Annotated in this window: 10 protein-coding genes; 5 read left to right on the top strand and 5 right to left on the bottom strand. The window is 61.8% G+C overall.

Going from position 1 to position 14,804, the window contains the following annotated elements:
• Nucleotides 1–8 precede the first annotated feature (8 nt).
• Both M1D99_RS21175 and M1D99_RS21180 read left to right on the top strand, forming a co-directional pair.
• Nucleotides 9–3,629, top strand: coding sequence for a transporter substrate-binding domain-containing protein (locus M1D99_RS21175; RefSeq protein ID WP_458130731.1), 3,621 nt, complete (start codon nucleotides 9–11; stop codon nucleotides 3,627–3,629).
• A 116-nt stretch (nucleotides 3,630–3,745) separates the two neighbouring features.
• A complete protein-coding gene (locus M1D99_RS21180) occupies nucleotides 3,746–6,694 on the top strand; it encodes an HD domain-containing phosphohydrolase (protein WP_458130732.1) in 2,949 nt (982 codons plus the stop codon).
• Here the strand turns inward: M1D99_RS21180 and M1D99_RS21185 are convergent, their stop codons facing one another.
• Entirely contained in the window at nucleotides 6,695–7,177 is a 483-nt protein-coding gene (locus tag M1D99_RS21185) for a GAF domain-containing protein (protein WP_186728133.1), read from the bottom strand.
• Nucleotides 7,174–8,064 carry an ATP-binding protein gene (locus tag M1D99_RS21190; RefSeq protein WP_434571528.1) on the bottom strand — a complete coding sequence of 297 codons (891 nt, stop codon included), beginning with the start codon at nucleotides 8,062–8,064 and terminating at the stop codon, nucleotides 7,174–7,176. The genes M1D99_RS21185 and M1D99_RS21190 overlap by 4 nt, the downstream gene beginning before the upstream one ends.
• A gap of 163 nt (nucleotides 8,065–8,227) precedes the next feature.
• On the opposite strand from M1D99_RS21190, the gene M1D99_RS21195 reads away from it, so the two are divergent.
• Nucleotides 8,228–10,549 carry a response regulator gene (locus M1D99_RS21195; RefSeq protein ID WP_458130733.1) on the top strand — a complete coding sequence of 774 codons (2,322 nt, stop codon included), beginning with the start codon at nucleotides 8,228–8,230 and terminating at the stop codon, nucleotides 10,547–10,549.
• Here the strand turns inward: M1D99_RS21195 and M1D99_RS21200 are convergent.
• The 3 genes from M1D99_RS21200 to msrB form a co-directional block, all read right to left on the bottom strand.
• On the bottom strand, nucleotides 10,533–10,994 hold the full coding sequence (locus M1D99_RS21200) for a MarR family winged helix-turn-helix transcriptional regulator (protein ID WP_072408019.1): 462 nt from the start codon (nucleotides 10,992–10,994) through the stop codon (nucleotides 10,533–10,535). The two genes, M1D99_RS21195 and M1D99_RS21200, sit on opposite strands and share 17 nt — an antisense overlap.
• A complete protein-coding gene (locus tag M1D99_RS21205; RefSeq protein ID WP_072408021.1) occupies nucleotides 10,991–11,476 on the bottom strand; it encodes a glutathione peroxidase in 486 nt (161 codons plus the stop codon). Before M1D99_RS21205 ends, M1D99_RS21200 begins: the two co-directional genes overlap by 4 nt.
• Nucleotides 11,477–11,729: 253 nt before the next feature.
• Entirely contained in the window at nucleotides 11,730–12,122 is a 393-nt protein-coding gene (msrB, locus tag M1D99_RS21210; RefSeq protein WP_434571533.1) for a peptide-methionine (R)-S-oxide reductase MsrB, read from the bottom strand.
• 220 nt (nucleotides 12,123–12,342) lie between these two features.
• Here msrB and M1D99_RS21215 point away from each other — a divergent pair, with 220 nt between their 5' ends.
• Both M1D99_RS21215 and htpX read left to right on the top strand, forming a co-directional pair.
• A complete protein-coding gene (locus tag M1D99_RS21215; protein ID WP_018603142.1) occupies nucleotides 12,343–13,554 on the top strand; it encodes a pyridoxal phosphate-dependent aminotransferase in 1,212 nt (403 codons plus the stop codon).
• Between the two features lie 303 nt (nucleotides 13,555–13,857).
• Complete coding sequence (gene htpX / locus M1D99_RS21220) at nucleotides 13,858–14,745, top strand: protease HtpX (protein ID WP_186705346.1); 888 nt, start codon at nucleotides 13,858–13,860, stop codon at nucleotides 14,743–14,745.
• The last annotated feature ends 59 nt before the right edge of the window (nucleotides 14,746–14,804 follow it).

Here is a 14,804-nt window from a genome sequence, read left to right on the forward strand (position 1 = left end):
GAAACATCATGCTCAGACGCATAACCGAATGTCTCTTGCTGATCAGCGTAGCGTTGTACTCAGGAGCGCTCGCGGCGACGCCAGAGACGCCCGGGCAGTACACGCTGCTGGGTCGGTCGTCCACGGCTCAGGCCGAGATCAAACTCGATGACGCTCACCGCGCCTGGCTAAAAGACCGACCGGAACTGGTCCTGGGCACCTCCGCACCTGATTACCCGCCCTTCGATCTCTCCGCCAGTGGACGCGACTACGAAGGCCTGACCGCCGACTATGCCAACATTGTCGCCAAGGCCACCGGCCGGCCCATCAGCGTCCTGCGCTTCGCTTCCCGTGAGGCCGCCATGGCGGCTCTCAAGAACGGGCACATCGATATGCTTGGCACCGCCAACGGTTTCGAAGCCCGCGATCCCGACATTGTGCTATCGACGCCATACGCGGTGGATCAACCCGTGCTCGTCACCCGAACGGATGAAAGCCGATCCCTGAATGAAGACCTCAAGGGGTTGCGGCTGAGCATGGTCTATCACTACCTGCCGCTGCGGGAAATCGAAAAACTCTACCCCAAGGCGATCATCACCACCTACCCGTCCTACCAGAACGCCATCAATGCCGTCGCCTTTGGCCAGGCCGATGTATTTCTCGGCGATACCCTGTCCACCCACTACATGATCAGCAAGGGCTACCTGAGCAATATCCGCATGGCCAGCTTCGGCAAGCATGAAACCTATGGATTCGGTTTCGCCGTTCGCCGCGGCGATACCCGCTTGCTGGAAATCATCAACACCATACTGAACCAGGTCCCCATTGCCGAGCAGGCGGCCATCTCCAAACGCTGGAGTGCGGGCAGCGACTTGTACCTCACCGATCACCGGGTACAACTGACCGACCGCGAGCAACGTTGGCTGGACAGGCATCCGGTGGTCCGGGTGGTGGTGAACGAAACCTCCGCCCCCTTCACCTTCTTCGATCCGGACGGCGATTTTCGCGGCATCAGTGCCGACCTGCTTGAACTGATCCGGTTGCGCACCGGCTTGCGCCTGGACATCCAGCGCCACCAGAACGACAGTGAGATGATCGCTGCCGTCCTGAACGATCAAGCCGACATGATCGCCGCACTGTTGCCCAGCAGTGAACGGCAACGCCAGTTGAAATTCAGCCGCCCCTACATCGACAGCGCGTTCGTCCTGCTGACTCGCAAACAGTCCGACACCCCCACGACACTCGATCAGTTCGGCCAAGCCAGCCTGGCGATCGCCAAAGGCAACCCCGTCATTGACTGGCTACGCAGCCAGTACCCGAATATCCGGATCATCGAAACGGACGGCTCCGTGCGCGCCGTGGAAATGCTCGCCCATGGCCAGGTCGACGGCAGCGTGCACTCGCAGGTGATGGCCAACTACTTCATCTCCTCCCACGCCTGGCGGGACAGATTGCAAATCAGCAGCACGGTGGGCACCCAGCAAGCCCTGTTCGCGCTGGCCACCGCCAGACACGCCAGCGAGTTGAACGCCATCCTCGACAAGGCCCTGACCAGCATCGACCCTGACGAACTGGGCGTCATCAACAACCGCTGGCGCGGTTACGTCTCGCCCTCGGAACACACCTGGCGCACCTATAATCGCCTGTTCTTCCAGGTCGTCGCGGGGGTTGGCCTGTTGCTGCTGCTGTCCCTGGCCTGGAACGCCTACATGCGGCGCCAGATCAGGCAACGTCAACGGGCGGAACTGGCGCTCAACGATCAACTGGAATTCATGCACGCACTGCTCAACGGCACCCCGCACCCCATCTACGTGAGGGATCGCAACGGTATCCTGCAAAGCTGCAACGACAGTTACCTGGAAGCGTTCAACGCCAGGCGTGAAGACGTCATCGGCAAGGACTCGATGCCAGGCTCCATGAGCAACGCCTTCGAAGCGCAGGAGTACCAGGCGGACTACCAACGCGTCATGGCCGAAGGCAGCGCCCTGATCGTCGACCGCCCGCTGCACATCGGCGACCGGAAGCTGACGATCTATCACTGGATCCTCCCCTACCGAAACTCCGCCGCCGAAGTGCAAGGCATCATTGGCGGCTGGATCGACATCAGTGAACGACGGCAGTTATTCGAGGAATTGCGCGCCTCCAAGCAACGGGCCGATGACGCGAACCGCGCCAAAAGCACGTTCCTCGCCACCATGAGCCATGAAATCCGCACCCCCATGAACGCGGTGATCGGCATGCTCGAGCTGGCCCTGAAACACGCCGACAAGGGCCACCTGGACCGCTCGACCATCGAAGTCGCGTACGAGTCGGCGTCCGGCATGCTCGAGCTGATCGGCGATATCCTCGACATCGCCCGTATCGAATCCGGCCATCTGAGCCTGGCCCCCGAACGCGTCAATCTCAGGGCCCTGCTGCAATCGGTCATACGGGTCTTCGAGGGCGTGGCCCGGCAAAAAAACCTGGTGTTGTCGTTGCAGTTCGACGCCGGCGAGGGAAACCCTGACGTGTCGATAGACCCCTTGCGATTCAAGCAGGTGCTGTCGAACCTGATCAGCAATGCCCTTAAATTTACCGAGCAGGGCCAGGTCGTGGTCAAGGTCCGGCTATCCCCAACCGAGCGGGACGATGTCCTGGACATGCATCTGGAAGTCAACGACAGCGGCATCGGCATCGGCCCGGCCGATCTGCATCGATTGTTCGAGCCTTTTGCCCAGGTCGATAACAGCAGCCGGATGGCCCGCAAAGGCGCGGGACTGGGGCTGGTGATCAGTCGCAACCTGTGTCAGATGATGGGCGGCAACCTCCATATGAGCAGCCAACCCGGCGTCGGCACCCAAGTCCAGGTCCGCCTGCACCTCACCGTCCTGTCAACGGCGCCGGTCAGCGCCCCACTGGAACCGGTCATCGAAACGGCACAGGCCATCTTGAACGTCCTGATCGTGGACGATCACCCGGCCAACCGCTTGCTGATGTCCCAGCAATTGGAATACCTCGGCCATCACTACCAGATCGCCCACGATGGCGCCCATGGGCTCGAAGTTTGGCAAAAAGGCGATTTCGATCTGGTCATTGCCGATTGCAACATGCCCATCATGAGCGGCTACGAACTGGCCCGGTCGATTCGTCGCGAGGAGTCCGAACAGCGACGGGCGCCCTGCACGGTCCTGGGGTTCACCGCCAATGCCCAGCCGGAGGAAAAACAACGCTGCCTGGACGCCGGAATGGATGATTGCCTGTTCAAACCGATCAGCCTGAGCGCCCTGAGCCAGTGGATCAAGACCGTCAAACCGGTCGGCCATCCAGCGGTTTTCTCCCTCCACAGCCTCCAGGCGTTGACCGGCGGCGACCCTTCGTCGAACCGGCGCCTGCTGGCGGAGTTACTCAGCAGCAGCCGCGCGGATCGCCAGGAGTTGCTCGACGTCGCCCGGGGAGCGAACCGGCAAGCGCTGACCGAAACGGCGCACAAGATCAAAGGCGTCGCCCGCATCGTCCAGGCGACCTCTTTGATCCAGCGGTGCGAGGCGCTGGAACAGGCGTGTCATCAGGCACAGGCACCTGAACGCATCAGCGACTGCATCGATGCCCTCGACCGCGCCATGACCGAACTGGAGCGGGCCCTGGAAACGGAAATCGCCAAGGCAAAATAACCCAGTGTTTACTATGCTATTCGCTCAGCAGTGCGTACCTGGGGGGTTCTCGATCGGTTTCCCTTGCACGCGGAAACACCATCGAGAACGCCCCCTGCCCCCATGGAGTGACTGCAATGCCCAGCGCACCGCGTCCGGACAAACGCCGGTTCCCCCTGCACGTCCATATCAGCGTGATGTTTACCCTGCTTTTGTTGTTGACCGGGGTGGTGCTGGGCATTTTCAACTACCGGCAAACCACGCAAATCATCCTTTCCAGCAGTGAAAAACTGTTCAACCGCATTGAGCAGGACGTGCGCCTGGACCTGTATGACACCTACGAACCCATCCGCCACCTGTTGAGCCTGTTGGCCGATTACCCGGCGACACGTACGCCGCAGATGGCGCAACGCCTGGCCCTGCTCGCGCCCTTCAGCCAGGCACTACGGGACAACCCGAACCTGGCGTCGTTGTACCTGGGCGATCAGCGTGGCAACTTCCTGATGGTTCGGCCATTGCGCACCCCAGCCCTGAGAACCGCCTTGCAGGCACCCGCCGAGGCGGCCTATCAGGTCTGGACCGTTGAGCGAGCCTCCGAGCAAGGCCCGGTCCATTCCCAGTCGCTGTTCTACGACGAGACCCTGACGCTCATCAATCGCCGGGACATCGCCGACGAAACCTACGATCCGCGCAACCGTGGCTGGTTTCGCAGCGCCGCCGACAGCGCCGAGCAGATCACCACCGAACCCTACGTTTTTTTCTCCACCCACAATGTCGGCACCACCCTGGCCCGGCGTAGCGGCGAGCAAGCGGTCATCGGCGCCGACCTGACCCTGGCGGCCCTGTCCCAGACCCTGGCCAAGCACAAGGTCACTAACGGCACCGAGATCGTCCTGCTCGACCCCAAGGGCAACGCCGTGGGTTATCCCGACAGCGACCGGCTGCTCGCCGACGCCAAGTCGGCGCGCCTGATCAAGGCCCGCGACCTCAGCCCGGCCATCGCCGCCGTCCTCGATGACAACGCTGACACGACCCGCCTGGAAGCGGCTGGACGCCAGTGGATCGTTTCCCGCAGCCACATGCAGGAAGGCGGGCCCCAAGGCCTGGAACTGGCGTTGCTGGTGCCTGAAGACGAGCTGCTGGACAACGCCTATCGCATGCGCTGGCAAGGCGCGCTCATCACCCTCGCCACCCTGCTGCTGTGCCTGCCCCTGGGCTGGTTGACGTCGAGGATCCTGGTCAAGCCGTTGCGCGAACTGGTGCAGGAAGCCGACGCCATTCGCAGCTTCGATTTCAACTACCCGGTGTCACGCCGCTCCCCGGTGCTGGAGGTCGACCAGTTGAGCGTCTCGATGGCGCGCATGAAAGACACCCTGGCGAGTTTCTTTGAAATCACCGCCAGCCTGCGCGCCGAAACACGCTTCATCCCACTGCTGGAGCGGGTGTTGTTCGAAACCGTAAAAATCGGCCAGGCCCAGGCCGGCCTGATCTACCTGCGCGAGAACGACGACAATCGGTTCAAGCCCTACGGGCTGGTGATCGATGGCACGCCCAGGGACCTCGAAACCTTCAAGCTGCGCAATCTTGAATTGCTGGCTGGCGACAGCCCGCAATGGCTCCAGCAACTGGCCGTCTCGGACAATCTGGTGACCTCCCTGGGCTTCGAGCAGGCGGCCGACCTGCAGGGCATCCTGCGGGCACTGGACTCGCCTCGAGCCCATCTGATTGGCATCCGCCTGCGCAATCGTCACCAGGAAACCGTCGGCGTGTTGGTGTTGCTGATCACCGACAGCGGCACCGAAGCCGACCTGGAAAAACTCCAGCCCGACCGCATCGCCTTCCTCCAGGCCGTGTCCGGCGCCGCCACCGTGAGCATCGAAGGCCAGCGCCTGCAAGCCAAGCAAAAACAACTGCTGGACGCCTTCATCCAATTGCTGGCTGGCGCGATCGATGCCAAGAGCCCCTACACCGGTGGCCATTGCCAGCGGGTGCCGGTCCTGACCCTGATGCTCGCCCAGGCCGCCGCCGCCAGCCAGGCGCCGGCATTCGACGCCTATCAGCCCACAGAGGATGAATGGGAAGCCCTGCACATCGCTGCCTGGCTGCACGACTGCGGCAAGGTCACCACCCCTGAATACGTCGTCGACAAAGCCACCAAACTGGAAACCCTGAACGACCGGATCCACGAAGTACGCACCCGCTTCGAAGTGCTCAAGCGCGACGCCTGGATCGATTACTGGCGGGCCGTGGCAAACGGCGGCGAGTCGTCATCCCTGGCGCAGCAGCGTGACGCGACGTTGACGGCCCTGGATGACGACTTCGCTTTTGTCGCGCGCTGCAACCTGGGCTCCGAAGCCATGGCCGAGGCCGACCTGCAACGCTTGCAACACATCGCGCAACGCCCATGGACCCGGACCCTCGACGATCGCCTGGGGGTTTCCTGGGAAGAGAATCGGCGCCAGGCCCGCACGCCCAAGCCGACGCTACCGGTCACCGAGCCGCTGTTGGCGGACAAGCCCGAGCACCTGTTCGAGCGCCACGCGGCTGAACTGATCCCGGCGGACAACCCGTGGGGCTTCCAGCTCGATGTGCCGGCCTGGAAATACAACCGCGGCGAGCTCTACAACCTGAGCATCACGCGCGGCACGCTGACCCGCGAGGAGCGCTACGTCATCAATAATCACATGGTGCAGACGATCCTGATGCTCAGCCAGTTGCCCTTCCCCAGCCACCTGAACAATGTGGCGGAGATCGCCGGCGGTCATCACGAGAAGATGGACGGCAGCGGTTATCCCAAGCGCCTCAAACGCGAGGAAATGAGCCTGCCGGCACGCATGATGGCGATTGCCGACATCTTCGAAGCACTGACAGCGGCCGACCGCCCCTACAAGAAAGCGAAGAAGCTGAGCGAGGCCCTGGGCATCATGGCCACCATGTGCCGTGACGCCCATATCGATCCCGAACTGTTCGGGCTGTTCATCGAGGAAAAGATCTACCTGAGCTACGCCGAGCAGTTCCTCGACCCGCACCAGATCGATGAAGTCGACCCCGACAGCCTGCTGGCCAAGGCCGGGCTGAGGGCATGATCAGCAATCCGTCAGGCGCAGGAAGATCGCAGCCAACGCTTCAATGCCGGCCTGGTCATGGTCGCTGAAACGCGCCAATTTCGGGCTATCCAGATCGAGCACGCCGATCAGGCGCCCGTCCTTGACCAGCGGCACCACCAGCTCGCTGTTCGACGCACTGTCGCAGGCGATGTGCCCAGGGAACGCATGGACATCTTCGACGCGCTGGGTCTGCCGGGTCGCTGCCGCCGTGCCGCAGACGCCGCGGCCAAAGGGAATCCGCACGCAGGCGATCTGGCCCTGGAACGGCCCCAGGACCAGTTCTTCATTGCGATTGAGGTAAAAACCAGCCCAGTTCAGGTCTTCCAGTTGCGTGAACAGAAAGGCCGAGAACTGCGCGGCATTGGCGATGAAATCACGCTCATCGGCCAGCAAGGATTCCAGCTGTGCCGATAACAAGCCGTAGCCATCGAGGCCTTCGCCGGCAGCGTTCAAATCGATCATGCCTTGTGCTCCAACAATTTCAGGCCGACCCAGTAACGGGCAAACTGATAAGCGCAACGTCCGTTGCGGTTGCCGCGACCGGTTGCCCAGCGCACGGCCTGTATCTCCAGGGCTTCATCGCGCTCCCAGGCCAGCCCGGCCTTGGCCGCCAGTTCGCCGATCCAGTGCTCCACGACGTCGAGGAAATGCTCCTGGGTAAACGGATAAAACGACAGCCACAAACCAAAGCGGTCGGACAAGGCGATCTTGTCCTCCACGGCTTCGCTGGGGTGAAGTTCGCCGTCGACCCGCTTCCAGTTTTCGTTGTCGCTTTCCTTTTCCGGCACCAGGTGGCGACGGTTGGACGTGGCATACAGCAGCACGTTGTCCGGCGCCTGTTCCAGCGAACCATCCAACACGCTCTTGAGCACGCGGTAATCGCCTTCGCCGGACTCGAACGACAAGTCATCGCAGAACAACACGAAGCGCTGTGGCAGTTTCGCCACCTGCTCGACCACCCGGGGCAAGTCTGCCAGGTGATCGCGTTCGATCTCGATCAACCGCAGGCCATGCTGGGCATGTTCGGCCAACAGGGCGCGCACCAGGGACGATTTGCCGGTGCCACGCGAGCCCCAGAGCAAGGCATGGTTGGCGGGCATGCCATCAATGAACTGCCGCGTGTTGCGCCCCAGTTGTTCGACCTGGCGATCCACGCCGATCAGGTCCGACAGGCGCATGTCGAGGCTGACTTGCAGCGGCAGCAGGTAGCCGCTGCGCCCGTCCCGCTGCCAGCGGGCGGCCAGGGTCTGGGTCCAGTCGATGGCGGGCCGGGGCGCCGGCAGCAACGGCTCGATCCGGGCCAGCACGGCATCGGCGCGCTCAAGAAAAGCATTCAATCGCGAGTCCACATCTTCTCCTCGGACAGGTTCACAGTAATGATGGCGCTCCAGCAACGAAACGCCGTATCCAATGGCGGGTCTACTTCACACAAAACCAACCGGTTGCACCGGTATTCAGAGATGATCAGCTATGCTTGACCGGCGAAGGGAAACGTAAGTGGTTCATCACTCCATGGACATCCGATTCACTCAACGGCTTTCCTATAAGCAGGCCCGCCTGACCGTCCTGGTGGGCTTCGTGCTGGGCACCTTGCTCAGCCTGATGCAGATCGGCATCGATTATGCCAGCGAAGACGCGTCGATCAACCGTGAAATCCTGTCGTTGCTGGAAATCAGCCACAACCCGGCCTCGCGCATCGCCTACAACATCGACGCCGAACTCGCCCAGGAGCTGTCCATGGGCCTGTTGCGCTCACCGGCCATCATCGGGGCCGAGCTGATCGACAACAACAATACCGTGCTGGCCAGCGTCAAGCGGCCCGAACTGCAAAGCAGCTACCGGTTCATCAGCGACTTCCTGTTCGGCGCCCAGCGTCAGTTCGAGGACCGACTCTACCTGGATCATTTGCCCGGCGAATCCCTGGGCATACTGCGACTGGACGTCGACACCTATGCGTTCGGCAGCCGCTTCCTGCGCCGCGCCGAGGTCACCTTGCTCAACGGCTTCGCCCGCAGCCTGATCCTGACCGGACTGCTGCTGGCGCTGTTCTACGTGATGCTGACCAAGCCCCTGGTGCGGGTCATTCGCGAGTTGAGCAGCCGCGATCCAAGCAGCAACGAACAGAACCGCCTGGAATGCCCTTCCGGCCACCAGTCCGATGAAATCGGCGTGCTGGTGTCCGTCGCCAACCAGCAGTTCGAAAATATCTCCACGGAAATTCAACAACGGCGCACGGCCGAAAATCGCCTCACTGAATACCTGGCGCAGCTGGAGAACATCGTCTCGGCACGCACCGCCGAACTCAAGGCCATCAACGCCCGCCTCAGCCAGTCCAACGAGGAGCTGGAGGTAGCCCGGCGCACGGCCCTGGACATGGCCGAAGCCCGCTCCGTGTTCCTCGCCAACATGAGCCATGAGATCCGCACGCCGCTCAACGGCCTGCTGGGAATGATCGCCCTGTCCCTGGACGGTCCCCTGACGGCCGAGCAACAGCAGCAGCTCTCGATTGCCCATGACTCGGGCAAGGTATTGGTCGAACTGCTCAACGACATCCTTGACCTGTCGAAATTCGACGCCGGTCAACTGGAACTCGAACGCATCCCGTTCGACCTCGGCGCCCTGGTGGAGGACACCGCCAATCTGCTTTCCCAGAACGCGGCCCCCAGTGTCGAACTGGCTTGCCTGATCGAGCCGCAGTTCCCGGCACAAGTCATCGGCGACCCGACCCGAGTGCGGCAGATCGTCAGCAACCTGCTGTCCAACGCATTGAAGTTCACGCGCTTTGGCCGGGTCGACGTGAAGTTGAGCCATTACGAAGGCGGCGTGCGAATCGAAGTCTGCGACACCGGTATCGGTATTCCCCAGGAGGCCCAAGCGCGGATCCTGCAACCGTTCACCCAGGCCGGGGCCGGGATTACCCGTCAGTTTGGCGGCACCGGGCTGGGCCTGGCATTGACCTACAACCTCTGCGAAGCCATGCAGGGCCGATTGACGATCAGTTCCGAAGCCGGCTTCGGCAGTCAGTTCTGTGCAGAGCTGCCGCTTCCCTGCCATCTTCCGGCAACGCCGGTCGAACCGCTGCACGGCAATGTCGTCGCCATCACCGCCAGCAGCAGCGGCCTGGCCGAGTTGCTAGGCATGCTACTGCCAGGATGGGGCCTGGATTATGTGCGGCGCTCCATCGATGACGGGCTGCTGGGGCTCAAGCCTGACGTGCTGATCACTGACTGCCCGGAATGCCTGTTCAACCTGCGACCGACCTTTGATGCGCCGATCCTGCTGGTGACCGCCTATGGCAGCTTCATGCCCAGCGAAGAAGCGGCTGCCCTCGCACCGCTGATACAACAGGCCCGACCATTGGCACGCCATGCGCTGTACCAGATCCTGCGACGCGCCATGCAAAACGAGGCGACCACCATCAACGACGCACAGATCGAAACCCTGGTGCCGTCCAGGCGCGGACAGGTATTGCTGGTGGAGGACAATCCGGTTAACCAACTGGTGGCCAAGGGCATGTTGGTCAAGTTGGGCTGTGAAGTCACCGTCGCGGCCCACGGCGTCGAAGCCCTGGATCAACTGGAACAGCGGGTGTTCGATCTGGTGTTGATGGACTGCAACATGCCAGTGATGGACGGTTACGAAGCCAGCCGGCAGATTCGCCGCAGCGGGCGCTGGTCGGACCTGCCGATCGTTGCACTGACGGCCAACGCGATGCCCGAGGAACGTGAGCGCTGCCGGGCGGCCGGCATGAATGATTACCTGTCCAAGCCGTTCCGCCGCGAAGAACTGGCGGCCGTGCTGGACCAATGGGTGCCCACTACGTCAGCGCTTTGATCTGGCCCAGCAGATGATCGAGACCGTCTCGCAACGCGCCCAGGCGGTCCAGATCGACACCGCTGTCGCACAACAGGCGGGCCTTGAGCGGGCCGACCTGCTCGCGCAAGGCGCGCCCCGCAGCCGACAGGCTCAAGTGCACCTCCCGCTCGTCCCGGGCTGAACGCTGGCGCTGGACCAGGTCCAACTGCTCCAGGCGCTTGAGCAGCGGCGTCAGCGTGCCGGAATCCAGCAGCAAACGCTCACCCAGGGCCTTGACCGTCGGCTGTGGCGGGGCCGTGTCCTGCCACTCCCACAACACCAGCATTGCGAGGTATTGCGGATAGGTCAGGCCAAGTTGATCGAGCATCGGCTTGTAGCCACGGATCACCGCACGGGAAGCGGCGTACAGCTTGAAGCACAACTGGCTGTCGAGCTTCAACGAATCGGCTGACAGATCATTCATTTGAGCAGTGCTTCGATCTCGCCGGTCAGATCCTGGGGTTTGGTGGTCGGGGCAAAACGCTTGACCACCTGGCCGTCCTTGCCGATCAGGAACTTGGTGAAATTCCACTTGATGCCTTTGGACCCCAGCACGCCAGGGGCCCGCTGTTTAAGCTGGACGAACAGTGGATGGGCGTTGGCGCCGTTGACTTCGACTTTCTTGAACAGGGGAAAACTCACGCCGAAATTCAGTTCGCAGAACTCGGTGATCGCCCCTTCATTGCCCGGCTCTTGCTTGCCGAACTGGTTGCAGGGAAAGCCCAGTACCACCAGGCCCTGGTCCTTGTAGGTCTGCCACAACGCCTCCAGCCCTTTGTACTGCGGGGTAAATCCGCACTGGCTGGCCGTGTTGACCACCAGCACAGCCTTGCCGGCAAAATCAGCGAGGGTCTTTTGCTCACCCTTGATGGTGGTGCACGGGATGCTCAGCAGGTTGTCGCTCATGGCAAGACTCCGGATTGGAAGAAGAGGACGAAGAAGATAGCGAGCAATTAAATTGTATGCAATCTAATTGTTCGCCCCACGGCCTTGAGAACCTACGGGACTCTGTGGCGAGGGAGCTTGCTCCCGCTCGGCGGCGCAGCCGTCGTAAACCGGCCGACACGGTCTTCTTGAAAAACCGCGCCAAGCCGTTTTGGGGCGGCTGCGCCGCCAGCGGGAGCAAGCTCCCTCGCCACAGGGGTCGTGGTGAACAGTCCTACCGGGGGACCAGGTCCAGGCACACCGAATTGATGCAGTACCGCAACCCCGTAGGCGGCGGGCCGTCGGGGAAGACATGGCCCAGGTGGGCATCGCATTGGGCGCAGACCACCTCGGTGCGGATCATGCCGTGGCTGACGTCCCTTACCTCTACCACCGCGCTGCCTTCGATCGGCGCGTAGAAACTCGGCCAGCCACAGCCCGAATCGAATTTGGTCTGCGAATCGAACAACGGCTCGTTGCAGCAGATGCAGTGATACACACCGTCAGTCTTGGTTTCGTTGTATTTACCGGAGAATGGCCGCTCGGTGCCCTTCAACCGACAGACGTTGTACTGCTCCGGGTCGAGCATGGCGCGCCATTCTTCAAGGGTTTTCTGCAACTTTTCCATCGTCCTACCTCGGCAATTGAAAAAGCCCGATCCGACGCTTTTCCGCAGATCGGGCGGCACGTATGATTGCGCCTCGTCAGACGCCAGTCTGGCAGTCACGTCATGCGCATTCAAACGGATTGTGGCGCCTATACCGCGTCAGGCCTGGGCACAGACGCAGGATCCCCAGTACGGTAGTTCACACGCCGCCTGGATCGTTCATTTTCGGGAACACATCGCCATGCAGGTCAGCAAATCGAACAAGCTCGCCAACGTCTGCTACGACATTCGCGGCCCGGTGCTCAAGCACGCCAAACGCCTGGAAGAGGAAGGCCATCGCATCCTCAAGCTGAACATCGGCAACCCGGCCCCCTTTGGTTTCGAAGCGCCCGATGAAATCCTCCAGGACGTCATCCGCAACCTGCCGACCGCCCAGGGCTACAGCGACTCCAAGGGCCTGTTCAGCGCGCGCAAGGCCGTAATGCAGTATTACCAGCAAAAGCAGGTCGAAGGGATCGGCATCGAGGACATCTACCTGGGCAACGGCGTGTCCGAGCTGATCGTGATGTCCATGCAGGCCCTGCTCAACAACGGCGACGAAGTACTGGTGCCGGCACCGGATTATCCGCTGTGGACCGCTGCCGTAAGCCTTTCCGGCGGCAACCCGGTGCATTACCTGTGCGACGAACAGGCCAACTGGTTCCCCGACCTGGCGGACATCAAGGCCAAGATCACCCCGAACACCAAGGCCCTGGTGATCATCAACCCGAACAACCCGACCGGCGCCGTGTACTCCCGGGAAGTGTTGCTGGGCATGCTGGAACTGGCCCGCCAGCACAACCTGGTGGTGTTCTCCGACGAGATCTACGACAAGATCCTCTACGACGACGCCGTGCACGTGTGCACCGCATCCCTGGCGCCGGACCTGCTGTGCCTGACCTTCAACGGCCTGTCCAAATCCTATCGGGTTGCCGGTTTCCGCTCCGGCTGGATCGCCATCTCCGGGCCCAAGCACCATGCCCAGAGCTACATCGAAGGCATCGACATGCTGGCCAACATGCGCCTGTGTGCCAACGTGCCGAGCCAGCACGCGATCCAGACGGCACTGGGCGGCTACCAAAGCATCAACGACCTGGTCCTGCCCCAGGGCCGGCTGCTGGAACAACGCAATCGCACCTGGGAATTGCTCAACGACATTCCCGGCGTCAGTTGTGTCAAGCCCATGGGCGCGCTGTACGCCTTCCCACGGATCGACCCGAAGGTCTGCCCGATCCACAACGATGAAAAATTCGTCCTCGACCTGCTGCTGTCCGAAAAGCTGCTGGTGGTCCAGGGTACGGCGTTCAACTGGCCATGGCCGGACCACTTCCGCGTCGTGACCCTGCCACGGGTCGATGACCTCGACCAGGCCATTGGCCGGATCGGCAACTTCCTAAAGTCCTACCGTCAATAAGCCGGACTGCGTGCGAGGCGTCCTCACCTCGCACGCTGTTTGATTCAGCAACATATCCGTTCGGGCCGGTTTCGTCGGGCCTTCTACACTCGGTGCAGGACGGCCAACGTGCAGCGGGGCTCAACGTTCATGGGGCGCAGGCAGCGCATTTCTTTTCCCTTGTCACTTTCAGAAAAGTCTTTCAAACATTTAGGACGGCTGTAGGACACAGTTTGAAATAGTCGGCGAGTTGAATAGCCTGCGGCAGCACCTTATATACCCCGCATAACGCTACATCTTTAGCATGAGGAGATTTTCACAACCATGATGCGCATCCTGCTGTTCTTGGCCACTAACCTGGCGGTCGTGCTGATTGCCAGCATCACCCTGAGCCTCTTCGGCTTCAACGGGTTCATGGCGGCCAATGGGGTTGACCTCAACCTCACTCAGCTGCTGATCTTCTGTGCGGTGTTCGGTTTCGCCGGTTCCCTGTTCTCGCTGTTCATCTCCAAGTGGATGGCGAAGATGAGCACCGGTACCCAGATCATCAGCCAGCCGCGCACGCGTCACGAACAATGGCTGTTGCAGACAGTCGAGCAGTTGTCCCGCGAAGCCGGTATCAAGATGCCGGAAGTCGGTATCTTCCCGGCCTACGAGGCCAACGCCTTCGCCACTGGCTGGAACAAGAACGACGCCCTGGTTGCCGTCAGCCAGGGCTTGCTCGAGCGGTTCTCGCCCGATGAAGTCAAGGCCGTGCTGGCCCACGAGATCGGCCACGTCGCCAACGGCGACATGGTGACCCTGGCGTTGATCCAGGGCGTGGTGAACACCTTCGTGATGTTCTTCGCCCGGATCATCGGTAACTTCGTCGACAAGGTGATCTTCAAGAACGAAGAAGGCCAGGGCATCGCCTACTACGTGGCGACCATCTTCGCCGAGCTGGTACTGGGCATCCTCGCCAGCGCCATCGTCATGTGGTTCTCGCGCAAACGCGAGTTCCGCGCCGACGACGCCGGTGCACGCCTGGCCGGCACCAGCGCCATGATCGGCGCCCTGCAGCGCCTGCGCGCCGAGCAAGGCCTGCCGGTGCACATGCCCGACACCCTGAATGCCTTTGGCATCAACGGTGGCATCAAGCAGGGCCTGGCTCGCATGTTCATGAGCCACCCGCCGCTGGAAGAGCGCATTGACGCACTGCGTCGTCGGGGCTGATAGGTAACTCAAAAGAAAGCCCGCAGTAATGCGGGCTTTTTCTTGTCTGCTCATTTGTG

It is taken from the genome of Pseudomonas sp. R3-41, assembly GCF_054161485.1.